This window comes from Mesorhizobium sp. M0833 (assembly GCF_040319905.1).
Taxonomy (GTDB): domain Bacteria; phylum Pseudomonadota; class Alphaproteobacteria; order Rhizobiales; family Rhizobiaceae; genus Mesorhizobium.
The window spans coordinates 149255-176043 of record NZ_JAMYOQ010000011.1; the positions used below are offsets into that span (position 1 = coordinate 149255).

At 62.6% G+C, this 26789-nt stretch carries 24 protein-coding genes; 13 read left to right on the forward strand and 11 right to left on the reverse strand.

Annotated features, from left to right (window positions below; all coding sequences use genetic code 11):
- Positions 1-41: 41 nt before the first annotated feature.
- Positions 42-2498 carry a penicillin-binding protein 1A gene (locus NKH98_RS15220; protein ID WP_352508562.1) on the reverse strand — a complete coding sequence of 819 codons (2457 nt, stop codon included), beginning with the start codon at positions 2496-2498 and terminating at the stop codon, positions 42-44.
- A 214-nt stretch (positions 2499-2712) separates the two neighbouring features.
- Entirely contained in the window at positions 2713-3975 is a 1263-nt protein-coding gene (locus NKH98_RS15225; protein ID WP_352899506.1) for an N-acetylmuramoyl-L-alanine amidase, read from the reverse strand.
- A 667-nt stretch (positions 3976-4642) separates the two neighbouring features.
- Here NKH98_RS15225 and NKH98_RS15230 point away from each other — a divergent pair.
- Complete coding sequence (locus tag NKH98_RS15230; protein ID WP_352899508.1) at positions 4643-7627, forward strand: Rne/Rng family ribonuclease; 2985 nt, start codon at positions 4643-4645, stop codon at positions 7625-7627.
- 96 nt (positions 7628-7723) lie between these two features.
- On the opposite strand, the gene NKH98_RS15235 is transcribed toward NKH98_RS15230, so the two are convergent.
- Together NKH98_RS15235 and NKH98_RS15240 are read right to left on the reverse strand one after the other, a co-directional pair.
- Entirely contained in the window at positions 7724-8689 is a 966-nt protein-coding gene (locus NKH98_RS15235) for a glutaminase (protein WP_254817099.1), read from the reverse strand.
- An 11-nt stretch (positions 8690-8700) separates the two neighbouring features.
- The gene (locus NKH98_RS15240; protein WP_352899511.1) at positions 8701-9849 is read right to left on the reverse strand and encodes a pyridoxal phosphate-dependent aminotransferase; all 1149 of its coding nucleotides are present in this window, start codon (positions 9847-9849) and stop codon (positions 8701-8703) included.
- A gap of 146 nt (positions 9850-9995) precedes the next feature.
- Between NKH98_RS15240 and NKH98_RS15245 the strand changes: the two genes are divergently transcribed.
- The 6 genes from NKH98_RS15245 to aat all read left to right on the forward strand — a co-directional run bounded on the left by NKH98_RS15245 (position 9996) and on the right by aat (position 15344).
- Positions 9996-11390 (forward strand): M48 family metalloprotease, encoded by a 1395-nt coding sequence (locus tag NKH98_RS15245; protein WP_352899513.1) that lies wholly within the window; start codon positions 9996-9998, stop codon positions 11388-11390.
- Positions 11391-11460: 70 nt separating this feature from the next.
- Entirely contained in the window at positions 11461-12264 is an 804-nt protein-coding gene (locus tag NKH98_RS15250; protein WP_352899516.1) for a DsbA family protein, read from the forward strand.
- A 164-nt stretch (positions 12265-12428) separates the two neighbouring features.
- Positions 12429-12863 (forward strand): type II 3-dehydroquinate dehydratase, encoded by a 435-nt coding sequence (gene aroQ, locus NKH98_RS15255; protein ID WP_031211260.1) that lies wholly within the window; start codon positions 12429-12431, stop codon positions 12861-12863.
- A 26-nt stretch (positions 12864-12889) separates the two neighbouring features.
- Entirely contained in the window at positions 12890-13348 is a 459-nt protein-coding gene (accB, locus tag NKH98_RS15260) for an acetyl-CoA carboxylase biotin carboxyl carrier protein (RefSeq protein ID WP_352899517.1), read from the forward strand.
- A gap of 19 nt (positions 13349-13367) precedes the next feature.
- Entirely contained in the window at positions 13368-14711 is a 1344-nt protein-coding gene (gene accC, locus NKH98_RS15265; protein WP_352477446.1) for an acetyl-CoA carboxylase biotin carboxylase subunit, read from the forward strand.
- 15 nt (positions 14712-14726) lie between these two features.
- Positions 14727-15344, forward strand: coding sequence for a leucyl/phenylalanyl-tRNA--protein transferase (gene aat, locus NKH98_RS15270; RefSeq protein ID WP_023674821.1), 618 nt, complete (start codon positions 14727-14729; stop codon positions 15342-15344).
- Between the two features lie 86 nt (positions 15345-15430).
- Here the strand turns inward: aat and NKH98_RS15275 are convergent, their stop codons facing one another.
- The 3 genes from NKH98_RS15275 to NKH98_RS15285 all read right to left on the reverse strand — a co-directional run bounded on the left by NKH98_RS15275 (position 15431) and on the right by NKH98_RS15285 (position 16925).
- Positions 15431-15799, reverse strand: a complete 369-nt coding sequence (locus NKH98_RS15275) for a hypothetical protein (protein WP_352899575.1) — start codon at positions 15797-15799, stop codon at positions 15431-15433.
- A gap of 88 nt (positions 15800-15887) precedes the next feature.
- Positions 15888-16370 carry a DUF2155 domain-containing protein gene (locus tag NKH98_RS15280; RefSeq protein ID WP_254817093.1) on the reverse strand — a complete coding sequence of 161 codons (483 nt, stop codon included), beginning with the start codon at positions 16368-16370 and terminating at the stop codon, positions 15888-15890.
- Between the two features lie 156 nt (positions 16371-16526).
- The gene (locus NKH98_RS15285; RefSeq protein WP_254817092.1) at positions 16527-16925 is read right to left on the reverse strand and encodes an NADH:ubiquinone oxidoreductase subunit NDUFA12; all 399 of its coding nucleotides are present in this window, start codon (positions 16923-16925) and stop codon (positions 16527-16529) included.
- Positions 16926-17178: 253 nt separating this feature from the next.
- Between NKH98_RS15285 and NKH98_RS15290 the strand changes: the two genes are divergently transcribed.
- The 5 genes from NKH98_RS15290 to NKH98_RS15310 all read left to right on the forward strand — a co-directional run bounded on the left by NKH98_RS15290 (position 17179) and on the right by NKH98_RS15310 (position 22182).
- On the forward strand, positions 17179-18339 hold the full coding sequence (locus NKH98_RS15290; RefSeq protein WP_352899519.1) for a helix-turn-helix transcriptional regulator: 1161 nt from the start codon (positions 17179-17181) through the stop codon (positions 18337-18339).
- A gap of 206 nt (positions 18340-18545) precedes the next feature.
- Positions 18546-19946 carry an ArnT family glycosyltransferase gene (locus NKH98_RS15295; RefSeq protein WP_352899522.1) on the forward strand — a complete coding sequence of 467 codons (1401 nt, stop codon included), beginning with the start codon at positions 18546-18548 and terminating at the stop codon, positions 19944-19946.
- A 94-nt stretch (positions 19947-20040) separates the two neighbouring features.
- Entirely contained in the window at positions 20041-20340 is a 300-nt protein-coding gene (locus tag NKH98_RS15300; protein ID WP_352899524.1) for a hypothetical protein, read from the forward strand.
- A gap of 146 nt (positions 20341-20486) precedes the next feature.
- A complete protein-coding gene (locus NKH98_RS15305) occupies positions 20487-21698 on the forward strand; it encodes a hypothetical protein (protein ID WP_352899526.1) in 1212 nt (403 codons plus the stop codon).
- Positions 21699-21840: 142 nt separating this feature from the next.
- On the forward strand, positions 21841-22182 hold the full coding sequence (locus NKH98_RS15310; protein ID WP_352899528.1) for a hypothetical protein: 342 nt from the start codon (positions 21841-21843) through the stop codon (positions 22180-22182).
- Positions 22183-22198: 16 nt separating this feature from the next.
- Here the strand turns inward: NKH98_RS15310 and NKH98_RS15315 are convergent, their stop codons facing one another.
- The 4 genes from NKH98_RS15315 to NKH98_RS15330 all read right to left on the reverse strand — a co-directional run bounded on the left by NKH98_RS15315 (position 22199) and on the right by NKH98_RS15330 (position 25680).
- Positions 22199-22687: a GNAT family N-acetyltransferase gene (locus tag NKH98_RS15315; protein WP_352477435.1), complete on the reverse strand. Its 489-nt coding sequence runs from the start codon at positions 22685-22687 to the stop codon at positions 22199-22201.
- Position 22688: 1 nt separating this feature from the next.
- A complete protein-coding gene (gene gatB / locus NKH98_RS15320; RefSeq protein ID WP_352896737.1) occupies positions 22689-24188 on the reverse strand; it encodes an Asp-tRNA(Asn)/Glu-tRNA(Gln) amidotransferase subunit GatB in 1500 nt (499 codons plus the stop codon).
- 189 nt (positions 24189-24377) lie between these two features.
- On the reverse strand, positions 24378-24809 hold the full coding sequence (locus NKH98_RS15325; RefSeq protein ID WP_023717464.1) for a CBS domain-containing protein: 432 nt from the start codon (positions 24807-24809) through the stop codon (positions 24378-24380).
- Between the two features lie 100 nt (positions 24810-24909).
- Positions 24910-25680: a rhomboid family intramembrane serine protease gene (locus NKH98_RS15330; RefSeq protein ID WP_352899530.1), complete on the reverse strand. Its 771-nt coding sequence runs from the start codon at positions 25678-25680 to the stop codon at positions 24910-24912.
- 392 nt (positions 25681-26072) lie between these two features.
- Here NKH98_RS15330 and NKH98_RS15335 point away from each other — a divergent pair, with 392 nt between their 5' ends.
- Complete coding sequence (locus tag NKH98_RS15335; RefSeq protein WP_352899533.1) at positions 26073-26711, forward strand: PAS domain-containing protein; 639 nt, start codon at positions 26073-26075, stop codon at positions 26709-26711.
- Positions 26712-26789: the final 78 nt, after the last annotated feature.

Genomic DNA, 26789 nt, shown 5'->3' on the forward strand with positions numbered 1-26789 from the left:
GACCATCATCGTCAAGCCGGTCCGACCCGATGCAGCGATTATCAGTAGAGCCCGCCGCCGCCCGACTGGATGGCCTGGTTGGCCTGCGGCGACAGCGCCCCGCCGGTGGCGTTGGAGCCGTCCGCACCCATGCCGATCACCCAATAGCTGTCGGCGGGACCGGTACCCGGCTTGAAGGCTTCGATGATGGTTCCGGCGTCGCCCGCGTTGGCTCGCATGCCGGTCTTGCGATTGATCGCAATCAGCTTCATGCCTTCCGGAACCTTGAAGTCGACATTGGGCGTGCCGTCCAGCGCCACGCGCATGAAATCCTTGAAGATCGGCGCGGCGAGGCCGCCGCCGGTCGCGCCCTTGCCAAGGCCTTTCGGCTGATCGTAGCCCATATAAAGGCCGACAACGAGGTTCGGCGTATAGCCGATGAACCAGGCATCCTTTTCGTCGTTGGTCGTTCCGGTCTTGCCGGCGATGTGACGGCCGAGCTCGTTGATGGTGGCGCCGGTGCCGCGTTGCACGACGCCCTCCATCATCGATGTGATCTGGTAGGCGGTCATCGGATCGAGCACCTGCTCGGAATTGTCGACCAGCTCCGGCTCTGGCTGGTTCTGCCACTCGGCGGCGTTGCAGTTCGAGCATCCGCGTTCGTCCTGCCTAAAGACGGTCTTGCCGTAGCGGTCCTGGATGCGGTCGATCAGCGACGGCTTGATCGACTTGCCGCCATTGGCCATGATCGAATAGGCCGACACCATGCGCATCACCGTCGTCTCGCCTGATCCCAGCGCCATCGGCAGATATGGCGCCAGATGGTCGTAGACGCCGAAACGCTCGGCATACTCCACGACCAGCTTCATGCCCATGTCGTTGGCAAGCCGCACCGTCATCAGATTGCGCGATTTCTCGATACCGGAGCGCAAGGTCGCCGGGCCGGCAACCGTTCCGTCGTAATTCTTGGGCGTCCAGGTCGTGTTGCCGCTCTGGATGGTGATCGGCCCGTCCATGATCACGGAGGCGGGCGTATAGCCATTGTCGAGGGCGGCCGAATAGACGATCGGCTTGAACGACGATCCGGGCTGGCGCATGGCCTGCGTCGCCCGGTTGAACTCCGACTGCGCGTAGGAGAAACCGCCGACCATGGCCAGGACGCGTCCGGTATGCGGATCCATGGCGATCAGGCCGCCTTCCACTTCGGGAACCTGGCGCAAGCTGTAGCTGTTGTCCGAGCCCTCGTTCTTCTGCACGAAAATCACGTCGCCCGGCTTCAGCACGTCGGCCGGCGACTTCGCCTTGACGGTCCTGCCATCGACGACGTGGCGCATGGCGAAGCTCATGTCTTCCTTGCTGACGGTGCCTTCGACGCGGTCCTTGACGATTTCACCGGAGATCTGGCGCGTCGGCTGCAGGCCGATGGACAGGCCGGTGGCAGAGCTGTCGAGCACGACGGCGAGCGACCATTCCGGCACGTCCTCCAATCGCTTGACGTTGCCCAGCGGCACGCCCCAGTCGCCGGAAATGTCAATGCTCGTGACCGGCCCGCGGTAGCCGCGCAACGTGTCGAACTTCATGAGACCGTTCTGCATGGCCTTGCGGGCAATCAGCTGCATCTTCGGATCGAGCGTCGTGCGGACGGAAAGGCCGCCTTCGTAGAGCGCATTCTCGCCATAGCGCGCGATGATCTGGCGACGCACTTCCTCGGTGAAATACTCCCCGGCGAAGAGATAGTTGCCGGTGCGGCGCGGCGTGACGCCGAGCGGCTCGGCCTTGGCCTTCTCGCCTTCTTCATGCGTGACGTAGCCGTTCTCGACCATCTGGTCGATGACCCAGTTGCGGCGCTCCAAGGCGCGATCGGCATGCTTGAAGGGATGGTAGTTGTTCGGCCCCTTTGGCAGGGAGGCGAGATAGGCGGCTTCGGCCACGGTGAGCTCGTTCACCGATTTGTCGAAATAGGTGAGTGCAGCACCGGCGACGCCATAGGCGCCGAAGCCGAAGAAAATCTCGTTGAGATAGAGCTCGAGAATGCGATCCTTCGAATAGGCCTGCTCGATGCGGAAGGCGAGGATCATCTCCTTGATCTTACGCTCGTAGGTCTGATCTGAAGACAACAGGAAGTTTTTTGCCACCTGCTGGGTAATCGTCGAGGCGCCGACCTGGCGCTTTCCCGAGCCAACATTCTGCAGGTTGACGACAATGGCGCGGCCAAGGCCGGTCACGTCGATGCCGGGGTGATTGTAAAAATTCTTGTCCTCGGCCGACAGGAAGGCCGCCTTGACACGATCCGGGATCGCCTGAATCGGCAGATAAAGCCGCCGCTCACGCGCATATTCGGCCATCAGCGCGCCATCCGACGCGTGGATGCGGGTCGTCACCGGCGGCTCGTATTTGGCCAGCACCTCATAATCGGGCAGGTCCTTCGACAAATGGCCGATATAGATAGCCACGCCCGCCGCGACCAAAAGGGCCAGCGTCGTGCCGATGCCGAAGAAATAGCCAATGAGACGAATCATACCCGCTCCAGTCCTTGGTTCGGGAATTTCCTAAACGAAGCCGCCCTTCACGCAAGCTTTCGGGACGGTCCCAAACCGTAATCGCAAAATCCATGTCGCGACCATGTGGGCAAAATACGGCAGCGCGAGATTTCGGTTTCGAATGCCGGAAATAAAAGCACAGGGTGTTGTCGCCGTGCAACGCTGCTTCAGGTTGTGGGCGCCGGTAGGCATTTCAGCCTCCGGCCCCCGTTCCGCTTCTGGCCGAAGCAAACAGGGCAACGGCATTGGTTATGCTCTGGGTCGCCTTGTTGCGCCAATCGGCGCTGAGCAACTGCGCTTCGTCCTTGGCGTTCGACAGATAGCCGAGTTCGACCAGCACGGATGGAACGTCCGGCGCCTTCAGCACCTTGAAGCCGGCAGAACGCTGCGGGTTGTTGATCAGACCGACGCTGGTGGAAAGCTGGCCGACGAGAGTATGGGCGAAGCTCATCGAAAAATTATGCGTCTCGCGGCGGATCAGGTCGATCAGGATATCGGTCACTTCCTTGCTGTCGTCCTTGATCTCCATGCCGGCGAACTGGTCGGAAAGATTTTCACGGTCGGCAAGCGCCTGCGCCTCGGGATCGGAAGCCTTGTCGGACACGGTGTAGACGGTTGCACCGCGAATGCCCTTGAGGCTGATCGTGTCCGCATGGATCGAGATGAGCAGGTCGGCCTCATGCTGGCGGGCAATGCGCACGCGGTCGTCGAGCCGCAGGAACTCGTCCGTTTCGCGCGTCAGGAACACGTCGTATTTGCCGCTGGCGGCGAGCTTGTCGCGCAGTTCCATGGCAAAGGCGAGCGTCACGTTCTTTTCGACCGTACCGTTCAGGCCCTCGGCACCGCCGTCGATGCCGCCATGGCCGGGATCGACGACGACGGTGAAACGATGGCCCGGATTGGAGACCGGCCCGGTACCGACCCTGCCGGCCTTATCCGCGGAGACCGTCGAGCCGGTCGTCAGCGCCTGATTGGCGAGCGCTGCGTCGAATTCTCGCTGCGACGCTGCCGACATGTCGATGGCGATGCGGTAGCCGTTGCCGTCACCGTTCTTGAGCACGTCGAGATTGTCGACGGCGAACGGTCCCTTGCCGGTGAGAATCAGCCGCGATTTCCCCTCGCCGAGCTCGCCGTAACGCACGGCGCGGACAAGCCCGCGCGGCTTTACATCCTTGGCATTGAGAGCGAATCTCGTGGCCGGCAGATCGATGACCAGGCGATTGGGGCCGCGCAGCAGGAACCATTTGATGTCGGGCTCGCGGTCGAAATTGATGACGATGCGCATCTTGGTAGCATCGCCGGCCATCTTGTAGCTCGTGGCACCAAGCGGCGCGTCGGCAGCGCGCGAAAGCGGCGAAAAGACCAGGCAAGCCAGGATCAGCGACAGCAGGCAGACGGTGCGGAAGAACCAGCCTCCATGATGACGGCCCTTGTCTGCGAAGCCTGCCAGTCCCATCTTTCTACCAGTCGCTCCCGTTTTGGCGTCATGCCCGATCGCTTGTCGAAGTGCCTTGTTGCTTGTCAAAGTGCCGGCAGGCCGCGAACTCGATTAACGATTGGTATCCAGAGAAGGTTAACCAAGCCTTTTCATGGAAGGCTTGGGACCTGTGCTTCCGCTGCGGAACGGCTTTTTGCCGGCATCGGGAATCGGGGTTGCCTTCCAACCCGCCAAATCATAAAAGCGATGGTGGATCACTGCAATCCTGGAACCGTCCTCCTCCGCAGCTTCCTGCTACAGGTCAGACGCAAGACGGCTCCTTTCGCTTCAGGCGAAGAAGGCATCGGTGATCGCGACGATTTTCGCAGGCGTGCTCCCGTGGCGGGGGAATCGCCTGCGTGAGCAAACGGCCGGGATTGTCCCGTGCCGGCTCTGTATGAGCAAACAAGCTGGTCCGGTTTTTCCCGGGCTTTGGTTCAAAAGGTTCTGCTGGTGACGATGGCTTCAAGCGCAATCATGGAAAGGTCCGCAACAAACCGCGCCACTATGGCTGCGGGCGGCACCGCCATGGCGCTCAGGCAGCGGCCGGCGGACGTTCAATTGTCCGGCACTCATGTTCCAGGTCCACGGCAGCGGGCATTGCCCCGCAAGCTGCGGCCGACGGCTGCCGGGAGGAAACGAAATAATGCCCAACAAAATGCTGATAGACGCCTCCCACCCGGAGGAAACACGCGTTGTCGTCGTTCGCGGTAACCGAATTGAAGAATTCGACTTTGAATCCCAGGACAAGAAGCAGCTCAAAGGAAATATCTATCTCGCCCGCGTAACGCGCGTCGAACCTTCCCTCCAGGCAGCCTTTGTCGAATATGGCGGCAACCGTCACGGTTTCCTCGCCTTTAGTGAAATACATCCCGACTACTACCAGATTCCGGTCGCCGACCGTCAGGCGCTGCTGCGTGCGGAAGCACAGGAAGCCCAGGACGAAGAGGACGAGGAAGCCGCCGAAGGCGAGGACCGCCAGAGCCGCGACCGTGGCAAGCGCGGACGCCGGCGCGGCGGCAAGAGCCGTGACCGCGGCGAGCACAGGCACGAGGCAGGCGCGTCCGACGGCGAGAACGGCGAAGGTGCCGTCGCAGAAAAGCTGGATGCCGCTACCGACAATGACGAAACCATGTCCGACGTTGCTGGACAGAGCGAGGGTGCAGCCGGACAGAGCGATGAAGTCGCTGATCGCGGCGAGACCGAGCCGTCCGAAGGCGGTTCCAGTTCCATCGCTGCCAGCGTCGATGCCGACGTAATCTCGGAAGCCGTCCCGCAAGTCGAGACAAGCGAAGCCGAGACGGGCGGGGCCGAGACCAGCGGCGAGGCAACCTCCGAAGACAATGATCGCGGCATGCTGGAAGAGGTGCAATCCTCGCATTCGGACGATCACGAGGTCGAATCGGTCGGCGCCGAAGACGCGCTGGAAGAAGTGCGCAACCGCCGCAAGCCGGTGCGCCGCCAGTACAAGATCCAGGAAGTGATCAAGCGCCGGCAGATCCTGCTGGTGCAGGTCGTCAAGGAAGAGCGCGGCAACAAGGGCGCGGCGCTGACCACCTATCTGTCGCTGGCCGGCCGCTATTCGGTGCTGATGCCGAACACGGCGCGCGGCGGCGGCATTTCGCGCAAGATCACCAATGCGCAGGACCGCAAGCGGCTGAAGGAAGTGGTCGCCGATCTCGAAGTGCCGCAGGGCATGGGTGTCATCCTGCGTACGGCCGGCGAAAGCCGCACCAAGGCAGAGATCAAGCGCGACTACGAATATTTGATGCGGCTTTGGGAAAACGTCCGCAATCTGACGCTGCAATCCACGGCCCCTGCCCTGGTTTACGAGGAAGGCAGCCTGATCAAGCGCTCGGTACGCGACCTTTACAACAAGGATATCGACGAGATCCTGGTTTCCGGCGAAGAAGGCTACCGCGAGGCCAAGGACTTCATGCGCATGCTGATGCCGAGCCACGCCAAGGTGGTTCAGCCGTTCCGCGACACGACGCCGATCTTTGTGCGCAACGGCATCGAAGCGCAGCTCGACCGCATGCTGCAGCCGCAGGTGACGCTGAAGAGCGGCGGCTACATCATCATCAACCAGACGGAAGCGCTGGTCGCCATCGACGTCAATTCGGGCCGTTCCACCAAGGAGCACTCGATCGAGGACACCGCACTTCACACCAATCTGGAAGCTGCCGAGGAAGTCGCGCGGCAATTGAGGCTGCGCGATCTCGCCGGCCTCATCGTCATCGACTTCATCGACATGGAGGAGAACCGCAACAACCGCTCCGTCGAGAAGCGGCTGAAGGATCACCTGAAGAACGATCGTGCCCGCATCCAGGTCGGCCGCATCTCGCATTTCGGCCTGATGGAGATGTCGCGCCAGCGCATCCGTGCCAGCGTGCTGGAATCGACGATGAAGCCTTGCCCGCATTGCGGCGGCACCGGCCATGTGCGCTCCGATTCGTCGGTCGCGCTGATGGTGGTACGGGCAATCGAGGAATTCCTGCTCAAGGATTCGCGCAGCCACATCACGGTGCGGACGCCGGCAGCGACCGCACTCTATGTGCTCAATCACAAGCGCGGCACGCTGGTGGAATTCGAGCACCGCTTCGGTGTGACCATCACCATCGAAGCCGATGATACGGTCGGTGCACAACACTATGCCATCTTCCGCGGTGCGCTGGCCGAAAAGCCGGAAGGCTTCGTCGAGGCGCGCACCTTCCCGGCCTATGTCGAGCCGGAAGAACCCGAGGACGAGATCGTCATCGAGGAGGAAGACGAGGCACCGGTGCAGGCCGAGCAGCCACGCCCTGCGCAGCAGCCGCAGCAGCCAAGGTCCGGCGAGGACGGCGAAGGCCGCGATCGCAAGCGCCGCAAGCGCCGCAGACGGCGCGGCGGCAAGGATCGTGACCACGGCGATCGTGAACACGGGGATCGTGACCACCGGGACCGCGAACATGGCGCTGCTGTGGAAGGTGCTTCCGTTTCGGCGCCGACAGACGATGCCTTGGTAGCCGACGGCGTCCAAGCCGCCGAAGCGGAACGTGAAGCGCCGGCCGGTGTTGTGGCCGAAACGGCGGAAGCGGCGGACGACGGTCACGGCAAGAAGCGCCGGCGCGGCAAGCGCGGCGGCAAGCGCAATCGCCGTGAAGACGGCGAGGACAGCGTCGAAGCCGGCGCCGGCGAGCCAGCCGCCTTGACGGAAGGTGCCGTGTCGGAAGCAGAGCCCGTGACCGGCGAGCCGGAAGGTGCCCCGCCGGCCGAAGAGCTTGCGGTGCTTGCTCCGGCGAACGACGACATGCCGAGCGCCGAAAAGCCGAAGAAGCCGCGCCGCGCCGCCAAGCCGAAGAAAGTTGCAGCGGAAGCAGTTGCCGAGATTGCGGGCGCCGAGACATCGGCTGCCGAGGCCGCCTCCGTGGCTTCCGGCGAGACCCCCGCGCCGGTGTCGGCGGAGACCGAAGTGGCGGCTGCCGAGGAAACGCCGAAGGTCCGGCCGTCGCGGCGCAAGCCCGTACCGGTGGATGCTCCGGTCGTGCCGGTCGTCTCTTCGATCGTCGCCGACGAGGCAAAGACCGAGGAAGCAAAGACCGAGGACAAGCCAAAGCGTGCCGGCTGGTGGCAGCGGAAGGGCTTTTTCTAAGCCTTTCCGTGCATTAGCCAGACTTTCTGACTAGAAAAGTCCCGCGTCGCCGATCGGTTGCGCGGGATTTTTTTGTCCCAATTGCAGGCAACGACACTATGGTGCGAAGATCGACCAGTTCATTATCTTCGCCAGTTTTTCCAGCGCGATCGAGCCCAGCCTGGAATTGCCGTTGGCATTGAGGCCAGGCGACCAGACGGCAAGCGAGGCGACGCCCGGCACGATTCCCAATATGCCGCCGCCAACGCCGCTCTTGCCAGGAATGCCGACGCGGAAAGCGAAGTCGCCGGAGCCGTCATAGTGGCCGCAGGTCAGCATCATCGCGCCGATGCGGCGCGCGCGCTCTGCCGAGACGACGGAATGCCCGGTCGCCGGGTTCTTGCCGCCATTGGCGAGGAAGCGGCCAGCCAGGGCCAGTTGCCGGCAGCTCATGGCGATAGCGCAATGGTGAAAGTAAACGCCCAGCGCCAGTTCCGGCGCATGGTGGAGATTGCCGAACGATTTCATGTAATTGGCGAGCGCGAAATTGCGAAAGCCGGTGGCGCGTTCGGACGCCGCGACCTCGCGGTCGACGATGATCGTGTCGTCGTCGGCCAGGAACTGGATGAAGCGCAGGATCTCGCCGATCGCCTCGCGCGGCTGATGGCCGGCAAGCAGGATGTCTGAGACCACGATGGCGCCGGCATTGATGAATGGATTGCGCGGAATGCCGTTCTCGTGCTCGAGCTGGACGATCGAGTTGAACGGATTGCCCGAAGGTTCGCGCCCAACCCGCTGCCACAGCGCGTCGCCGACATTGCCGAGCGCCAGCGTCAGCGTGAACACCTTTGAGATGCTCTGGATTGAAAACGCCTCGTCGGCGTCACCCGCGGTCAGCACGCGGCCGTCATTGGTCACCGCGGCGATGCCGAATTTTTTCGGATCGATCTTGCCGAGCTGGGGAATATAGCTGGCGACGTCGCCGCGATCGGTACGCTCCGCCATTTCGGTGGCGACCTCGCGCAAGGCCTGTTCAAGCTGGGGCGCCTGTTCAAGTTGAGACGCCTGTTCAAGCTCCGGCATCGTCGCCCCCGCTACTTCAGCCAGCGTTCGATGCGCGCCATCGCCTCGACCATGTCGTCGTGGCTACCGGCGTAGGAAAAGCGCATCGTGCGATGGCCCTGCAGCGGATCGAAATCGCGGCCGGGCGTCGCTGCCACATGCGCCTCGGCCAGCATCCGGCGCGCAAACGCCATGCTGTCATTGGTGTGCCTGGTGACGTCGCAGAAGGCGTAGAACGCGCCGTCCATGGGCGCGGCCAAAGCAAAGCCGAGCTCCGGCAGGCGTTGCATCAGGAGCTCGCGGTTCCAGGCATAGCGCGCCTTCACCGCTTCCAGCTCTGGCGTCGCCTTGAACGCCTCGATCGCGGCAATCTGGGACAGCTCGGGCGGCGAGATATAGAGGCTCTGGGCGATGCGCTCGACCGGCCGCACCAGTTCCTGCGGCTGCACCATCCAGCCGATGCGCCAGCCGGTCATGCAATAATATTTCGAGAAGGAATTGATCACCGTCACATCCGCGCCGAAAGAAAGCGCGGTCGTGTCTGGCGCCGCATAGGCCAGCCGGTGATAGATTTCGTCCGAGATTACGGCGATGCCGAGCTCTTGCGCCGTCTTGACCAGCGCCTCGAGATCGCCGGCGGGAATGACCGCGCCGGTCGGGTTGGCCGGGCTGGCGAACAGCACGCCCTTCAGAGGTTTTTCGCGATGCGCGGCTTGCAGGTGCTCGGCATGGAGGTAGGCGGCGCCGTCCAACTCGATCTCGGCGATGTCGATGCCGAGCGCGGCCATGATGTTGCGATAGGCAGGATAGCCGGGGGCGGCGATGGCGACGCGATCGCCTGGATCGAACATCGCCAAAAAAGCAAGGTTGAAGGCAGCCGACGATCCGGTGGTGACGGCTATCCGCTCGGGCGAAACGTCAAGCCCGTAGTGCTCGCCATAATGCGCCGCGATCGCCTTGCGCAGACCGGCGAGGCCCAGCGCGTCGGTATAGCCGATGCGGCCTGCTTTCAACGCATTGGCCGCCGCTTCGCGAACCCCGGCCGGCGCCGGATCGGAAGGCTGGCCGACGGCCATGGATACGACCGGCAGGCCCTTGGCTTTCAGCCGATTCGCCTCGGCCAGGATGTCCATGGCGTGGAACGGTTCGACCGCGCCGCGGCGCGAAAGCGAAACAATCATTTTTCAATCCACCACACTTGTCCGCGCGTGCCGGCCATGCTGGCCGCGCCGCACAAATGCCCGATTGGTGTGGGGATCACAAGTTCGGTAAGTTTTAGGCTGCCGACTTTTCATCCTTCGCCCACTCGTCTACCAGTGGACCTGCCATGTTGAGCCGACCCAAATCGACGATCGCCAGGACAGCGCGCGCCTTCGCGACGGTTGCGCTTGCCGCGGTGGTCGCCATGGCCGGCTCGGTCGATGCGTTTGCTCAGAATGTGCCGGTGGTGCGCGATGCCGAGATCGAGGCGCTGGTACGCGATTACGCGCGGCCGATCTTCAAGGCGGCCGGCCTATCGGGCGACGCCATCAACATCGTGCTGGTCAATGATCAGAGCTTCAACGCCTTTGTTGCCGGGCGCCGCATGTTCATCAATACCGGCGCGCTGATGACGGCCGAAACGCCCAACGAGATCATCGGCGTCATCGCCCACGAGGCCGGCCATATCGCCGGCGGGCATCAGCAGAAACTGCGGGAGCAACTCGAGCGTGCCAAGACGATGGCAATACTGGCGACGCTGCTTGGCGCCGGCGCCATGGTTGCCGGCGCCACCAGCAACAGCCGCGGCCTCGCTGGGGCCGGCATGGGCGTGATGGCCGGCGGCGGCGAGATGGCGCAACGCAGTATCCTAGCCTATCAGCGCACCGAAGAGATGACCGCCGACCGTTCGGCAATCGCTTATCTGAATGCAACCGGCCAGTCCGGCATGGGCATGCTGAAGACGTTCGGCCGTTTCCAGAACGCGTTGTCGCTCTCGGGCGCGCAAGTCGATCCCTATCGCATCAGCCATCCGATGCCGCAGGAGCGTATCGCCAATCTCGAAGTGCTGGTGAAGCAGAGCCCTTACGTCGACAAGGTCGACCCGCCGGCACTGCAGCAGCGCCACGATATGATGCGCATCAAGATCGCCGCCTACATGCAAGGCCAGGCGGCGGCGTCACGATTGATGCGCAAGAACCCCGGCAGCCTCGCCTCGCGCTATGGCGACGCACAGATGACCTATCTTTTCGGCAATCTGGCTTCGGCGCTCACCAAGACCAACGCGTTGATCAAGGAACAGCCGAAAAACCCGTATTTCCAGGAATTGCGCGGCGACATCCTGATGAAGGCGAACCGGCCGAAGGATGCTGCTGACGCCTATGCCAAGGCGGTCAGCCTCGATCCGGCGCGATCCGGGCTGCTGCCGGTGTCTTACGGCCAGGCGCTGATGGCCATCGGCACGGCGGATTCGCTGAAGAAGGCAGTGGCGCAGATCAACACCGGCCTCGGACGGGATCGCGAAAACGCCGACGGATACCGCTATCTGGCACAGGCTTACGGGGAACTCGGCAACATCCCGGCCGCCGAGCTTGCAACCGCCGAAGGGCATTTCTATTCCGGCGACTACAAGAATGCGAAGATCTTCGCCATGCGGGCGCAGCAGAGCATGAAGCGGGGCGAGCCGGGCTGGCTTCGCGCGCAGGACATTAAAAACTACGCACCATCAGGTAAGAAGAAGTGAACCTTTCGGACGCAGGCTGCGACACAGCCAAAGCGAGCGGACCGGAACACGGGCAAGAGGATCGAGGATCATGACCAAGGCAATTCTGCTGGGCACTACCGGAGTGGCAGCGGCTCTCGCCATGCTGGCGTTCGGCTTCGTCGCCGGCAATCCGCAGACGGCGAAGGCCGGCACGGCGCAGCTTGCCCAGACGGCGTCCTCGGGTACCAAGCTCGACCGCACCGAAGTCGAAGGCATCGTCCGCGACTATCTCCTGAAGAACCCGGAAGTGCTTCTGGAGGCACAGCAGGCACTCGAGGCCAAGCAGAAGGAAGAACAGCGCGTCGCCAGTCTCGGCGTCATCAAGGACGCCAAGGACCAGATCTTCAATTCCTCCTTTGACGGTGTTGTCGGCAATCCCAACGGCAAGGTCACCATCGTCGAATTCTATGATTATAATTGCGGCTACTGCAAACGCGCCATCGACGACATGCGCGCGCTGACCAAGGCCGACCCGGACCTGCGTTTCGTGCTCAAGGAGTTCCCGATCCTTGGCCCGGATTCGCAGAAGGCAAGCGTCGTCTCGATGGCCTTCCACTTGCTGAAGCCGGAGAAATACGGCGAATTCCATAATGCGCTGCTCGGCGGCCAGGGGCGCGCCACCGAGGCGGCGGCAATCAAGGTGGCGCTGTCGCTCGGCGCCGACGAGGCGGCGCTGCGCGAAAAGATGAAGGACCCGAGCATCACCGAGGCCTTCTCCAAGACCTATGATCTCGCCACCAAGCTCGCCATCACCGGAACGCCGTCCTACGTGGTCGGCAACGAGGTTGTGTTCGGCGCGCTTGGCCAGGAAGTGCTGGCCGAAAAGATCGAGGCGGCGAAGGCGGCGCTCTGATTAGCGTTCGGGTTTCGATTAGGGCTACGGGTTTCCGGCGCGGGCCGTTTTCCGGCTGTTGTGGACGGCGAAAGAACGCACTTGCGCTCTTTTCGCCAGCGTCTATGCCCATTATAGAGGGTCCGGCGCGCCGGCTTAGCCGCGCCGGGAAAGGTCGGCATTTTTTGAAAACGGTTTTCGTCCTGAACGGCCCCAATCTCAACGCGCTCGGCAAGCGCGAGCCGGGTATCTATGGCGGCAAGACGCTTGCCGCGATCGCCGACGACTGCAAGCAGGCAGGTGCCGCACTTGGGCTGGAGATCGATTTCCGCCAGTCGAACCATGAGGGCGACCTCGTCGACTGGATCCAGGAGGCTGCCGACAAGGCCGCCGCAATCGTCATCAATCCGGGCGCCTACGGCCATACCTCGATCGCCATTCACGATGCCATCCGCGCCGTCGCGCCGCTGCCGGTGGCTGAGGTGCATCTTTCCAACATCCACGCGCGGGAACCATTCCGCCACGTCTCCATGGTCGCGCCGGTCGCCGTCGGCATGATCTGCGGGTTCGGGCCGCTCGGCTACACGCTGGCGCTGCAGGCGCTGGCTGCACGCCTATGACCGGCCAACAAACAGAAGGCTCGAAAATGTCGATAAAGAAGAACGGTGTTGACCAGCAGCTGATCCGCGATCTGGCGGGCATACTGAACGACACCAACCTGACCGAGATCGAGGTCGAGCTGGGCGATCTGAAGGTGCGCGTCTCGCGGCAGGCGCCGGCCATCCATGCTGTCGCCGCAGCGCAGCCGGCCCACGCGCCGGCAGCCCCGCAGCCCGCGGCAGCCGCCGTGCCGGCGGCGCCCGACGTGTCGAAGAACGCCGTCGCCTCGCCGATGGTCGGCACAGCCTATCTGGCGCCGTCGCCCGACGCCAAGGCGTTCATCGAGGTCGGACAGAAGGTCAAGGAAGGCCAGACGCTGCTGATCATCGAGGCGATGAAGACGATGAACCAGATCCCATCGCCGCGCGCCGGCACGGTGACGGCGATCCTGTTCGAAGACGCGCAGCCGGTCGAATATGGCATGCCGCTCGTCGTGATCGAGTAGAGCCGGGAACAGGCGAAAGATGTTCCAGAAAATCCTCATCGCCAATCGCGGCGAAATCGCCCTCAGGGTGCTGCGCGCCTGCAAGGAGCTCGGCATCCAGACGGTGGTGGTGCATTCGACCGCCGACGCCGACGCCATGCATGTGCGTCTCGCCGACGAGAGCGTCTGCATCGGCCCGCCGCCGTCGCGCGACAGCTATCTCAACATCCACCAGATCGTCGCCGCCTGCGAGATCACCGGCGCCGACGCAGTGCATCCCGGCTACGGTTTTCTGTCGGAGAACGCCAAGTTCGCCGACATCCTCGCCGCGCACAACATCACCTTCATCGGCCCGACCGGCGACCATATCCGCATTATGGGTGACAAGATCGAGGCCAAGCGCACTGCAAAGCGCCTCGGCATCCCCGTGGTGCCCGGCTCCGACGGCGCGGTCACCGAGGACAAGGAAGCCAAGCGCATTGCCGCCGCGATCGGCTACCCCGTAATCATCAAGGCGTCGGCCGGCGGCGGCGGGCGCGGCATGAAAGTGGCGCATAGCGAGGCCGACCTCGAGGTGGCGCTGCAGACGGCACGCTCGGAGGCGGGTGCGGCCTTCGGCGACGACGCCGTCTACATCGAGAAATATCTGCAGAAGCCGCGCCATATCGAAGTGCAGGTGTTCGGCGATGGCGCCGGGCGCGGCGTGCATTTCGGCGAGCGCGACTGCTCGCTGCAGCGCCGCCACCAGAAGGTCTGGGAGGAAGCGCCCTCGCCGGCGCTCAATGCCGAGGAGCGCGCGCATATTGGCGGCGTCTGCGCCAGGGCGATCGCCGATCTCGGCTATTCCGGCGCCGGCACTATCGAATTCCTCTATGAGGACGGCGAGTTCTATTTCATCGAGATGAACACGCGCCTGCAGGTCGAACATCCGGTGACCGAGGCGATCACCGGCATCGATCTCGTGCACGAGCAGATCCGCGTCGCCTCGGGCGGCGGGCTTTCGGTGCGCCAGGAGGATATCCGCTTCCACGGCCATGCCATCGAATGCCGCATCAACGCCGAGGATCCGCGCACCTTTACCCCCTCGCCGGGCACCATCACCCACTTTCACACGCCGGGCGGCCTCGGTATCCGCGTCGATTCCGGCGTCTATTCGGGCTACAAGATCCCACCCTACTACGACAGCCTGATCGGCAAGCTGATCGTGCACGGCCGCAACCGCGTCGAGTGCATGATGCGGCTGCGGCGCGCGCTCGACGAATTCGTCGTCGACGGCATCAAAACGACGCTGCCGCTGTTTCGCGACCTCGTTGGCAACGCCGACATCGCCAATGGCGACTACGATATCCACTGGCTGGAAAAATACCTGGCCGAAGGCGAGTGATACAGGGGCGAAGCGATGACCCGTCCCTACGCACCCGGTTATCGCATCCCGACCGACCTTTTGCTCAAAGCCTATGCCTCCGGCGTCTTCCCGATGGCCGAAAGCGCCAATGACCCCGAAGTATTCTGGGTGCGGCCGGAGACGCGCGGCATCATTCCGCTCGACGGGTTCCACATACCGAAAAGCCTGAGAAAGACGATCCGCAAGAACCTGTTCGAGTTCCGCATCGATTTCGACTTCGAGGCGACGATCGAGGCCTGCGCCGAAAGGCGCGAGGAACGTCGGTCGACCTGGATCAACGCGCCGATCCGCGAAGCCTATATCGAGCTGCATCGGATGGGCCATTGCCATTCGGTCGAGGCCTGGCACAACGACCGGTTGGTCGGCGGGCTCTACGGCGTATCGCTCGGCCGCGTGTTTTTCGGCGAGAGCATGTTCGCCAGGGAGACCGACGCGTCAAAGGCCTGCCTGGTTCACCTCGTCGAACGCCTGAAGGCGCGCGGCTTTGCACTGCTCGACACGCAGTTCACCACCGAGCATCTCAAACGCTTCGGCGCAATCGACGTGCCGCGCGGCAAGTACGAGAAGATGCTGGCCGAGGCGCTGAAGGGCGAGGCGGTGTTTTTTCCATAACCTGGAGAATGGTTCATCATTTCAAAGAAACGCAATTCCGGACGGAAAGCCGTTCACACTCTTCCTGGAATTGCTCTATCGGCCGCTCAGCCTTTTGCTGGCGTCGGCAGCGGCGTCTGTGCGTGGAACATCATTTTCCAGCCATTGACGCGGTGGACATAGCCAGTACTGACCAGCGCCGCATAGGCTTCGCCATTTTGCCGGGTCGCACGCGCCTCGTAGGTCAGCATGACGATGTCGCTGCCCGGCTCGATGATGCCCTTGAGGTCAATGTCGAGATCGCGCCAGCGGTTCGGGTCCGTGGCGGTTTCGGCCAGATCGGTATTGCTCATCACCCGCGCCATCTGCGGGAAGGCCACCAGGCATTCGGTATCGGCATTGGCCTTGAAGTAGTCGGCGTCGCCGCTCCAGAATCCCCTTTCGATGTCGAGAAGTTCGTTCTTGTTGGCCATCATCATGGCAACCTCCTCCGTAGAGAGGCACCAACGCTCGGGCAACGCGGCGGTTCCGCGGGGCGCGGTATCCGCCGCGCGCTGACAGATTCTAGTTGGTTTTGGGGGCGGCGGGTGCCGGCACGTCGGACTTCTGCTTGCAGCCCTTCAGCCAGATATCATAGACGGCATGCTCGACGGCGTTGATCCCGGGGCTTTCGGCAAACATCCAGCCGGTGAAGATACGGCGTATTTTCCGGTCGAGCGTGATCTCGTCGACCTCGACGAACGAATCCGTCTTCGGCTCTTCGTTTTCGGGCCGCGAATAGCAGATGCGCGGCGTCACCTGCAAAGCGCCGAACTGCACCGTCTCGTCGATATAAACATCGAAGGTGATGATACGGCCGGTGATCTTGTCGATGCCGGCGAATTCAGCGACGGGATTGGTGAGGCGTTCGGATACTGCCGGTGCTGCAGGCGCCACCGACGCGTCAGGCGCGGGCGGCGCCAATTCCTGCGCAGCAGCAAGCGTCACCATAGAAGCGAGAACGACCGCGGTTAATCCGCCCGTCAAAATTCGGCTGAACATGCTCATGCAAGGTCCGGTGGTTTGCGCCCGGGTGATTCTCTTAACGCCAAGGCTAGTTGCTGCTGTCGGATCAGCAAACAGCTAAACAGTAATTGTGGCGACAAAGGACCGCCCGCGTGGGGACCGCCTCCGTGAGGGACCGCGGCCTGTCGCGGCGATCGATCACGAACCGGGCGTCCAGGCGTCGTAGTCGCCCGTCACCTGCGGACGATGCCGGTTGGTCAGCACCGAGCCCTTCGGCCGATAGGCTGCGGGGCTGCCGGTGAGGTTCGGCACATGCGGCTTTTGCCAGTCGCGTGGCTTGTAGTCTTCGCTTGGCGGCGGAACGTCTACACGGTGATGGATCCAGCCATGCCAGCCGGGCGGAATCGCCGAGGCTTCCGAATAGTCGCGGTAGATGACCCAGCGGCGGGTGCGGCCTTCCGAATCGACCCCGCCCTCATAGTAGACGTTGCCGACCTCGTCCTGCCCGACCTTCTTGCCATGCCGCCAGGTGTGAAAGCGCGTTCCCAATGTCTGGCTGTTCCACCAGGTGAAAAACTGCAGAAGGAAAGTCTTCATCCAAATCCTCGTGGCAAGTCCTTGTGGCAAGTCCTCGCGGCGGCTGCGGCGCCTGTTCCTGCTTATGGCGTCACGGCATTGCGAAGGCAAGGGTCTTGCCGCAACCGGCGAGCAAATGGCTGACGGAAAAGCGATACGTTCATGCTATTTTCGCGGCCGTCCGAAGCAGATGAAATAAGTTGTTGGCAACCTTACGCAGCGTTATTCTAACAGTTGATGCTTCGTTGCCTAGGACGGCAAATGAGAGGGGTTTATGTCATCGCTGGCGCGCACGGCCGGTCGCGCATTGCCGCACGTCGTTGAGGCGATCTACGATTCGATTGCCGACGTCGACCGCTGGCAGGCGACACTCGAGGCCATCTGCAATCTGGCGGAAGGCCGGCTTGCCATGCTCGCCGTCATCGACACCATCAGCAGCTCTGCGCGGTTTTCGGTGTCCTGCGGCGATCCCGCAGTTCTTGAGCCGTTGAAGCATGACTACGGCTCGCAAGTACCGTTCTATGCGGCGGTTCCCAAGATGGAGATCGACGTGCCCTTCACGGTCGATTCGATCTACGCCCTGCAAGGCCCGGATACACGACAGAGATGGCTCGAAAGCCGCATCGTGCGCGAATGGGTACAACCCAACCGGCTGGACGATTTCTTCTGGGTGGCGTTGATGAAGCGGCCGACCCGGATCGGCACGCTGATGGTGGTGACCGACAAGGACAGGCGCCAGATTTCCCGCGAGGATCTCGAGCTTGTCTGCCTGCTGGCGCCGCATGTGCGGCGCGCAGTGACCATCGGCGACTTGTTCGAGGCCGAGCGGCGCAAGGCCGAAATCTTCCGCTCCATCATCGAAAGCCTCGACCATCCGGTGCTGATCGTCGCCGAAGACATGACCATCATCTTCGCCAACCCGTCAGCCGAAGCGCTGCTCGCCGAAAACATTTCGGTCGCTTGCGTGCGCGGACAGCTGTCCTTCACCTATGCCAACGCCAACGCCGCGATCGGCCGTGCCGTCCAGCTCGGCACGCGCGACGAATTCGCACTCGGACCTTGCGGCATCAACATTCCGCTGGCCAAGACGGCCGTTCCGGCGGTGGCCCATGTTATGCCGCTGGCGCGGCGTGAAATCTCCGCGCGCATCTCGCAGCGGGCGGCCGCAGCGATCTTCATCGCCGCGGCCGGTTCGACACCGACCCCGGCGCTGGACGCCATTGCGGCGCTGTTCGGACTGACGGCGGCAGAAAGGCGAGTCGCCGGTCACGTTGCCGCCGGCCTGACGCGAAAGGAAATCGCCGCGGCCGGCGGCGTCTCGGACGGCACCGTCAAGTCGCAGCTGGCGACGATCTTCGACAAGACCGGCACCGGCGATCAGCGCGAGCTCGAACTCTTGATGCGCGAATTGTCACCGCCGTTGCGCTCCAGTTGATTTGCGCAGATTCTCGAACCGGCGGTGGTCCAAATGACTCGGTCGGTAAGTTTTTCAAACCTTTGACACCATCGTCCGCAAAATCTGGGAAACGAAACCGGCATCGTTGCAATTCGGCCAAAATCGTGGTGCGGTCGTTCGCGGTCCAGAAACGCGGCACTCTGCTCGGCTGGAAAGAAAATGGTTTCTGGCGCGGATCTCAATCTTTGACACCGACATCTACCGAGCGGCTGCTCCCCTACCTCTTTTTGCTTGGGCTGATCGTAATCGCAGTCGCTTTCCGGCCTCTGCTGCCCGTCGACGAAACGCGATATCTCAGCGTCACCTGGGAAATGTATCTGAGCGGACAGATCTTCGTCCCGACGATGAATTTCGCGCCCTATCTGCAGAAACCGCCGCTGCTGTTTTGGCTTATCGACCTTGTCTGGAAGATTTTCGGCGCCAGCCGGCCGGCCGCGATGCTGGTCATCTTCGCCGCCTCCTCGCTCGTCATCTGGCTGACGACGGCTTTGGCAAAGACCCTGTTTCCGGGCCGCGACGACATAGCACGACGCATCCCCTGGCTGGTTGCTGGAAGCTGCGTGTTCGTCATTTATTCGACGCTGATCCTATTCGACCTGTTGCTGACGGTCTTTGTGCTCGCCGCGCTATTGTCGTTGATTGCCTTTGCCCGGAGCGGCAACCGCTGGCAGGCCGTTCTGGCCGGGCTGTTCATCGGCATGGGCGTGCTGACGAAAGGCCCTGTGGTGCTCATCCATATCGCCGCGCCCATCCTGTTCTACCCGTTCTGGCGCGACCGACGGGCGGGACTGACGACACCGAACTTCCTCGCTGGAGTGGGCCTGGCAGTGCTCGCCGCGCTGATTCCGGTGGCGATCTGGCTGGTGCCGGCGACGATCCTGACAAAGGGCAGTTTTGTCTATGATCTGGTCTGGAACCAGTCGGCGGGGCGCGTCACCGGCAATTTGCGCAATTCACACGGCCGGCCGTTCTATTTCTATCTGCTGCTGCTGCCGGTCATGTTCATACCGTGGATTTTCATACCCGAGGTCTGGCGGTTGAAGCTGCGTACGCGGATACGCAGCCTGATCGAGACGAAGTCGCCGGATCTGCGCGCCTTGCGCCTGCTGTCGTTCTCGTTCGTTGCCGTGTTGCTGGCGTTCAGCGCGATATCCGGCAAGCAGCCTCACTATGTCGTGCCGATGTTGCCGTTCGTGACCATCCTGTTCGGGTATTTCATGGCGGAGATCCCGCTCGCCAGGCTGAAAAGCTCGGCCGTCGTCATGCTTGTCATTTTCGGCATCGGCCACGCGGTGGCATCGGCAACCGCGTTCAAACGCTATGACCTGACGCCGCTCGCCAGCTTCATCGACGAGCGAAAGGATGCGGACTGGGCCGTGGCTTTCGACTATCAAGGCGAAGTCGGCTTCCTGGCCCGGTTGCAAAGGCCATTCGAAAGCACCGACAAACCGGAAGAATGGCTTGGCTCGCATCCCAGCGGCTATGTCATCGACAAGGTTTCCAAGGATCCCGGCACTGCAGGGCAAATCGCCTTCCGGCTTCGCGCCGAACGCGGTTATCTCGTCGTGCTGAAGGGACAGCATTGACGATCGTCACCGGTATGCGAGTTCGTCCCCCGCGCGGGAGATGAAGGCGTTGCTGCTTCGTGGTTCCATCGCTCGATAGAACCGGGAGGTATTCATGCGCAAGCTCATCTCGACGACGTTTTTTGCCTTATCGCTCGCTGTGGCCGGCCTTGCCGCCGATCCGGCATGGAGCTTCAAATGTCAGTCCGGAACGATCGGGCAAGGCAGTTGCTCCTGCTCCGGGACCGCCGACTGCACCGATATGCGGCATTCCAAAATGTGCAAGGGCGACCTGAACTGCGGTTCGGGCAAATGCTCCTGCACGGCCGCATTGGTAGTCGACCCCGGCCCGAAAACCCCCAAGCCCAAGGTCGTCGCGCCGAAGGCGACAACCAAAGGCGTCGTGAAGCAGTAGATGTCCGATCCGAAAGGACGGCGGCTCGACGTCGCTGGGCCGGCCCGATGTTTCGCGGTTCATCCCCCGTGCGGGCGATGAACCGCCATCGAAGAAATGCTGCTGTCTAGCCGGAGGGTGGTTTCCAACGACAGAGCGAGGATACCATGTTGAAAACCTGCATGATGCTGTTCTTCTGCCTGATGGCGGCCACCGCGGCCGCCCAGCCGCCGCCTTCGGGGCCGCCGGTTCCCAGTGCGGCACTTGCCCCATGCAACGCCACACAATCGAACAAGCCGTGCAAAGCCGAACTCGGCGTGTTCCTGATCACCAACACCGTTCGCAACCTGGCGCAAGCCAAGGTCGACGCCACCAACGCACAGCTGGCCGCCCAGGGACGATCGTCACGCGCATCGATCGAATCGCTGAAGCAATGGCGGCCGTCGCGCTTTGCGACGCAGATGCTGAACCAGCCGAACAGCTGGTTTGTCAAAGTTCCTTACATCCTGACCATCAAAGTCTCGATCCCGGTGACCTCCGACCGCCACATCGGCATTCCCATAGACGTCAACGTCTTCTGCAGCGGCTGGCAGACCGATTCCAGCCAGGTCATCATCCGCTCGCAACCCGGCCCGGCGAGCTTCGAGGGCGGCAACATCCTCGAGGACGTTTTCAACGTCGGCAATTACATCGACGCGCAGGTACGCAGCTCGTTTTCGGCACCCCTGCCCGTGACGACGCCGGTTCCAAATTCGAAATGCTCGGCAATAGACGGCTCCGATACCGGCACGCAGTCTACCGGCGATGATCTCATCTTCTGGACGGTGCCGCGGCGCAACCTGGTGGTGACGGACGCCATAGCCAAGCCGACGGTTGAAGTGACCTTCGACAGCCTCACACGACTGCCAGCCCGCGACTTCCACAACAATGTCGTCTATGCGGAATCCGAGGCTATAAACCTCAACGTCTACGCCAATGAGGACGGCCTTCAGAAGGCGCTGACCATGCGCGAAGGCGACGTGGCTGCGCTGAACCTTCCCGCAGTACGGCTCGACGCGCGAAAATACGATTCGCTGGTGGTCATCGGCAATGTCGACCAGCCGCCGAACGATCCCAGAGACAGCGCCTTCGCAGTGGCGGCCAAGACTGCGGGATTCGATGCCGGTTCCAAGATCATGCAGATCCCGAAGTGGTATTCGAGGCCGCCGGACCAGTTCAATCCCAAGCCTACATGGATCAGAGTTCCCGCCTATGAGCTGCACTATACGGTACGCTATCTCAACAGCGGCGAGCTGGCCGTCGATGGTGGAACCAGTACGGTCCGGCCTCCAAAAGTCGCCGTTCCGATAAAGACGCTTATCAAGCCGAAAACGCCCTGACGCGGCCGCTCGCGGATGACGGCGGCAGTTCCCGCCATCCCCCGCGCGGCCGATGCGGCAGCGCCGGCACCATGGCCTGATCTTGCGGGAACAAACGCGCCGCTGCGCCACGAGCGAGCGGCGCCATCGATGGAGACGCACGATGCTGCACTTTCCCCACACCATGCCCGCCGTCCGGATCATTGCGGCAATCTCGCTGCTTGCCTTCCCGAACTTCCTGCCGCCGGTCACGATCCCGGCGAACGCGCTGCCGGTCAGCCAATCCTGCCGGATCACCACCTATTACAAGACGGCGGCAAAGGCGACGGAGGTTGGCGTGCGCTCGACGTGCCAGGGCGTTAAAAAATGGGGTGTCACCTCGAAATATTACGAGGTCGAAAAGATCGAAGCCACTACGCCCCCGCACACGTCGGGCGGCGGCGGCAGCCTGCCGTGCGAGTTTCTCGCCGCCGGCTGCTCCAACCTGCCCGTGAAACGCAACTGAGCGCCAGGCGAACGAGCTAGCCGATCGCCTTCTCCAAAACCAGCGCCGGCAATCCTGAGGCGCCGCCGCAATCGGCCGTGTTGCCGGCGGGCGTGAACCCTCTCGAGCGGTAAAAGGCAACGGCCGGAGCATTTGCTTCCTCGACCTCGACGCGCAGCGTTCGGGCCTCCGGAAAGCTGGCCTCGATCTCGTCCAGCAGGGCCTTGCCGATGCCTTGCCTCTGCCAGGCCGGATGCACGTAAAGCTGGTTCAGCATGACGACCCCGGCATCCGTCGTGGCGGCCGCGAAAGCCATGCCACCGATGCTTTTGCCGTCGTCGGCGACCAGGAATTCCGAATTCGGTCGTGTCAACCGCGCTTTGAGCGCGGCGATCGAATGCCATTCGTCGGTGATTTCGGTGACCCGCGCCGCGCCGTAGATGGCGTCATAGGTGGCGTGCCATGTCTCGACCAGCAATGCGCGCACCGCCGCAAGATCGCGCTCGCCGGCGGTGCGGACGAACATCCTATTCGATCCCGAGCTTGGCCTTGACCAGCTCGTTGACCACCTGCGGGTTGGCCTTGCCGCCGGTCGCCTTCATCACCTGGCCGACGAACCAGCCGGCCATGGTCGGCTTGGCGCGCGCCTGTTCGACCTTGTCCGGGTTGGCTGCGATCACCTCGTCCACCGCCGTTTCGATAGCCCCGGTATCGGTGACCTGCTTCATGCCGCGGCTTTCGACCAGCTGACGCGGATCGCCGCCCTCGTTCCAGACGATCTCGAACAGATCCTTGGCGATCTTGCCGGAGATGGTGCCTTCCTTGATCAGATCGATGACCGCGCCGAGCTGATCGGGCGAAACCGGAGCATTTTCAATACTCTTGCCGGCTCTGTTCAACGCACCCAGCAAATCGTTGATGACCCAGTTGGCGGCAAGCTTGCCGTCGCGACCAGCGGCCACCTTCTCGAAATAGTCGGCGACCGCCTTTTCCGATACCAGGATCGAGGCGTCGTAGGTCGACAGACCGAGCGAGGAGATCAGCCGTGCCTTCTTGGCGTCCGGAAGTTCAGGCAGGTCCTTTGCCAGCGCATCGACATAGGCCTGGTCGAATTCCAGCGGCAGAAGGTCGGGATCCGGGAAATAGCGATAGTCGTGCGCTTCTTCCTTGGAACGCATCGAGCGCGTTTCGCCCTTGTTGGGATCGAACAGCCGCGTTTCCTGGTCGATCTTGCCGCCGTCCTCGAGGATGGCGATCTGGCGGCGCGCCTCGGAGTCGATGGCCTGGCCGATGAAGCGGATCGAGTTGACGTTCTTGATCTCGCAGCGCGTGCCGAATTCACCGCCGGGCCGGCGTACCGAGACGTTGACGTCGGCGCGCAGCGAGCCTTCGTCCATATTGCCGTCGCACGTGCCGAGGTAGCGCACGATGGTGCGCAGCTTGGTGACATAGGCCTTGGCTTCATCGGCGGAGCGCATATCGGGCTTCGAAACGATCTCCATCAGCGCCACGCCGGAGCGGTTGAGATCGACATAGGACATCGTCGCATGCTGGTCGTGCATCGACTTGCCGGCATCCTGCTCCAGGTGCAGGCGCTCGATGCCGACCTCGATATCCTCGAACTCGCCCTGCCGGTCGGGGCCGACGGAGACGATCACCTTGCCCTCGCCGACGATCGGTTGCTTGAACTGCGAGATCTGGTAGCCCTGCGGCAGGTCGGGATAGAAATAGTTTTTCCTGTCGAAGACCGATTTGTGGTTGATCTCGGCCTTCAGGCCCAGACCGGTACGGATCGCCTGCTTGACGCATTCCTCGTTGATCACCGGCAGCATGCCAGGCATCGCCGCATCGACCAGGCTGACATTGGCATTGGGCGCGGCGCCGAAAGTGGTCGAGGCGCCGGAAAACAGCTTTGCCTGCGAGGTCACCTGCGCGTGGACCTCGAGGCCGATGATGATCTCCCAGTCGCCGGTGGCGCCGGGAACCAGGCGCTTGGCGTCGGGCGTGCGGGTATCGATGATGCTCATAAGGGCCTGCGTATTGGAATTGCGGATATGCGGAACGCATATTTGGTGTGCAACTTCGCTAGTGCAAACCGCTTCGCGAGACAAGCGCCAAGCCGCAGGCGCCGACGCGGCACAGGCCCGCAGCTGCCGCGATGGACTGCTATAGCAGCTTGAAAAATTCAAATGGCCGGCAACCCGGCCGCCGCCGCCTCATGCCGTGGCGATATAGGCCCTGATCTCCTCGGCCTCGCGCTCGACGTCCTCGATGCGCCGCTTGACCACATCGCCGATCGACACGATGCCGTCGAGCAGCCCGTTCTTTTCCACCGGCAGATGGCGGAAGCGGCCCTTGGTCATGATCTCCATCACCTCGTTGACGGTGTGGTTCTCATTGCAGATCTTCACCTTGGGCGTCATCGCCGAGCGGATGGCAAGGTCGAGCGCCGCGGCCCCCTCCTTGGCGAGAACCCGCACCACATCGCGCTCGGAAAGAATGCCGACGATCTTGTGATCGCCGTTGGTGATGACCAGCGCGCCGATCCTGTGTTCGGAAAGCATGCGGATGGCTTCGCTGAGCTTTTCGTTCGGCCCGAGCGTCACCACGTCGTGGCCTTTCGCCTCGAGAATTGCCTTAACAGTCATGGCGTCCTCCTCTGCATTTCCTGCCGGCTCCTGCCCTGGCCGGCTTTCCCTGGGATGAACATGGTGCGCCGCGATCGGTTGCTTTTCAAGTGCGGAGGTCTCAGCTCTCCGGCTCCTCCGTCTGCCGGGGCACCTGCTCTCGCCGATCAAAAAACCGCAGGCCGAAGAAGCCGGCAACAAAGCCGCCAATATGGGCTTCCCAGGCGATCTGGCCGTCAATGCCGGGCGCCAGGCCGAAGAGGCCGGTCGCCAGGTTGATCACCATCCACATGGCGAGAAAGGTGACGACGCCGCGCGAGCGCAGGACCGCCGCCATCGGTAAGGGCCGGCCAGCGAAGGCGGCCTTGCCCGACGAGCGGTCGATGCGGAAGCCGTAGCGCGCCGCCGCGCCCATCATGCCGGAAATCGCGCCGGAGGCGCCGACCAGCGGTGCCTCGCCAAGCGGGTGCATGGCCCAGAACAGCGCCACCGCCGCCAGTCCGGTGGCGGCGAAGAACAGGCTGAAGCGCAGCGCGCCGAAGCGGTTGGCCAACGGTGAGCCGAAGGCCGCAAGCCACACCATATTGATGGCAAGATGGGCAAAGCCGCCATGCAGGAAGGCATAGGTAAAAGGGCTTGAAAACGCGAAGAAATCCAGGTCGAAGCGGCCGGAATAGCGAATCGGCACGAAGGCAGCCCGGACAAGCAGTTCGAAGTCCTGGTCGTCGGTCAGCCAATAGACCCGGATCAGATGGACCGCGACGCAGATACCGATCACCGCCAGCACCACGGGCGGCAGGTTGAACACCGGCTCGCGGCGCTGCTCCGGTTCGCGGGCGACAGGCCCACCCTGGCCCTGCTCGATCTCCGGTGGGCTTTCTGGGTCACTCATATGGCTTGCACTCAGTCGCTGGATTGGACTTCGCGAGCATGTAGATCACGGCCAACCGAATCACAAACGGCGAATCAGCGGGCCCGAATCAAAAAAGAAGCCGTCCAAGGTTTCCCTTGAACGGCTGGTCGAGCCCCCTTGCTCCCCCTGAACTCTTGACTGAAATGCTGCCGATCGTCGCAAAACGACCGCTTCTGGAGTGGTTTTGGTGTGCCACAGGGCTGGCAGACGCGCAACGTAAACCAGTTGTTAACCTTAACCGCCCCGACCCGTGAACAAGTATTAACGATGCTGGCACGCATCCTGCTCCGCAACGCATGTAGGTCTTCGGAGGGCGCCCTTCTGTTCACCGATGGGACATCAGAAGACAGAATGCGCGGAGCAGCATTAGCATGAACCAGACCGGATCGATCACGCTGTTCCATTATTGGAACCGGTTGCGTGACGGACGCCCTGCCCCGAAGCGCTCGGAAGTCGAACCGGCCGACATCAAGTCGCTGCTGGCCGACACGTTTATCCTGGAAAAGGACACGCGCGGCGAAGCGGTGTTCCGGCTCGCCGGCACCAGGCTTTGCGCAGTCTATGGCCGCGAACTCAAGGGGTTTTCATTCCCTTCGCTGTGGCGCGAAAAGGACCAGCGGCTGATCTCGAAGCTGACCGATGGCGTCTTCGACCTGAAATCGGCGGCCCTCATTACCTATGAGGGTTTCAGCCGCAATGGCCGCTCCAACAGGTTCGAGCTGCTCGCGCTGCCGCTCGACGGCGGGGTCGAGAGCCCGCGCTGCCTCGGCGTGATAAACGCCGTCGAAAAGCCCTTCTGGCTGGGCGCGGACCCGGTTTTCGACGCGTTGATCGATTCGATCCGTGTCGTCGATCCCGACAAGGAGCCGATGTTCCTGAAGAACCGGCCGGCGATAGAGGTTCCGTCGCTCGCCCCGTCGGAATTCGACCCGCCCGAGACGATTTCGGCGCTCGGCCAGGCCCGCCGCATCCGTCACCTGGTCGTCTTCGACGGCGGACGCGAGGAATGATGGCCAAAGCTTAAAGCAACAGCGCCGGGTTTTCCCCTTTGTTAACCTGCTTTGTTGTAGTTTTCCGCTGAAATTCCC

Excerpts from the sequence above, each read along its gene's own strand:
- NKH98_RS15220 (WP_352508562.1), bottom strand. The coding sequence starts at position 2,498 with ATGATTCGTCTCATTGGCTATTTCTTCGGCATCGGCACGACGCTGGCC.
- NKH98_RS15225 (WP_352899506.1), bottom strand. The coding sequence starts at position 3,975 with ATGGGACTGGCAGGCTTCGCAGACAAGGGCCGTCATCATGGAGGCTGG.
- NKH98_RS15230 (WP_352899508.1), top strand. The coding sequence starts at position 4,643 with ATGCCCAACAAAATGCTGATAGACGCCTCCCACCCGGAGGAAACACGC.
- NKH98_RS15235 (WP_254817099.1), bottom strand. The coding sequence starts at position 8,689 with ATGCCGGAGCTTGAACAGGCGTCTCAACTTGAACAGGCGCCCCAGCTT.
- NKH98_RS15240 (WP_352899511.1), bottom strand. The coding sequence starts at position 9,849 with ATGATTGTTTCGCTTTCGCGCCGCGGCGCGGTCGAACCGTTCCACGCC.
- NKH98_RS15245 (WP_352899513.1), top strand. The coding sequence starts at position 9,996 with ATGTTGAGCCGACCCAAATCGACGATCGCCAGGACAGCGCGCGCCTTC.
- NKH98_RS15250 (WP_352899516.1), top strand. The coding sequence starts at position 11,461 with ATGACCAAGGCAATTCTGCTGGGCACTACCGGAGTGGCAGCGGCTCTC.
- accB (WP_352899517.1), top strand. The coding sequence starts at position 12,890 with ATGTCGATAAAGAAGAACGGTGTTGACCAGCAGCTGATCCGCGATCTG.
- accC (WP_352477446.1), top strand. The coding sequence starts at position 13,368 with ATGTTCCAGAAAATCCTCATCGCCAATCGCGGCGAAATCGCCCTCAGG.
- aat (WP_023674821.1), top strand. The coding sequence starts at position 14,727 with ATGACCCGTCCCTACGCACCCGGTTATCGCATCCCGACCGACCTTTTG.
- NKH98_RS15275 (WP_352899575.1), bottom strand. The coding sequence starts at position 15,799 with ATGATGGCCAACAAGAACGAACTTCTCGACATCGAAAGGGGATTCTGG.
- NKH98_RS15280 (WP_254817093.1), bottom strand. The coding sequence starts at position 16,370 with ATGAGCATGTTCAGCCGAATTTTGACGGGCGGATTAACCGCGGTCGTT.
- NKH98_RS15285 (WP_254817092.1), bottom strand. The coding sequence starts at position 16,925 with ATGAAGACTTTCCTTCTGCAGTTTTTCACCTGGTGGAACAGCCAGACA.
- NKH98_RS15290 (WP_352899519.1), top strand. The coding sequence starts at position 17,179 with ATGTCATCGCTGGCGCGCACGGCCGGTCGCGCATTGCCGCACGTCGTT.
- NKH98_RS15300 (WP_352899524.1), top strand. The coding sequence starts at position 20,041 with ATGCGCAAGCTCATCTCGACGACGTTTTTTGCCTTATCGCTCGCTGTG.
- NKH98_RS15305 (WP_352899526.1), top strand. The coding sequence starts at position 20,487 with ATGTTGAAAACCTGCATGATGCTGTTCTTCTGCCTGATGGCGGCCACC.
- NKH98_RS15310 (WP_352899528.1), top strand. The coding sequence starts at position 21,841 with ATGCTGCACTTTCCCCACACCATGCCCGCCGTCCGGATCATTGCGGCA.
- NKH98_RS15315 (WP_352477435.1), bottom strand. The coding sequence starts at position 22,687 with ATGTTCGTCCGCACCGCCGGCGAGCGCGATCTTGCGGCGGTGCGCGCA.
- gatB (WP_352896737.1), bottom strand. The coding sequence starts at position 24,188 with ATGAGCATCATCGATACCCGCACGCCCGACGCCAAGCGCCTGGTTCCC.
- NKH98_RS15325 (WP_023717464.1), bottom strand. The coding sequence starts at position 24,809 with ATGACTGTTAAGGCAATTCTCGAGGCGAAAGGCCACGACGTGGTGACG.
- NKH98_RS15330 (WP_352899530.1), bottom strand. The coding sequence starts at position 25,680 with ATGAGTGACCCAGAAAGCCCACCGGAGATCGAGCAGGGCCAGGGTGGG.
- NKH98_RS15335 (WP_352899533.1), top strand. The coding sequence starts at position 26,073 with ATGAACCAGACCGGATCGATCACGCTGTTCCATTATTGGAACCGGTTG.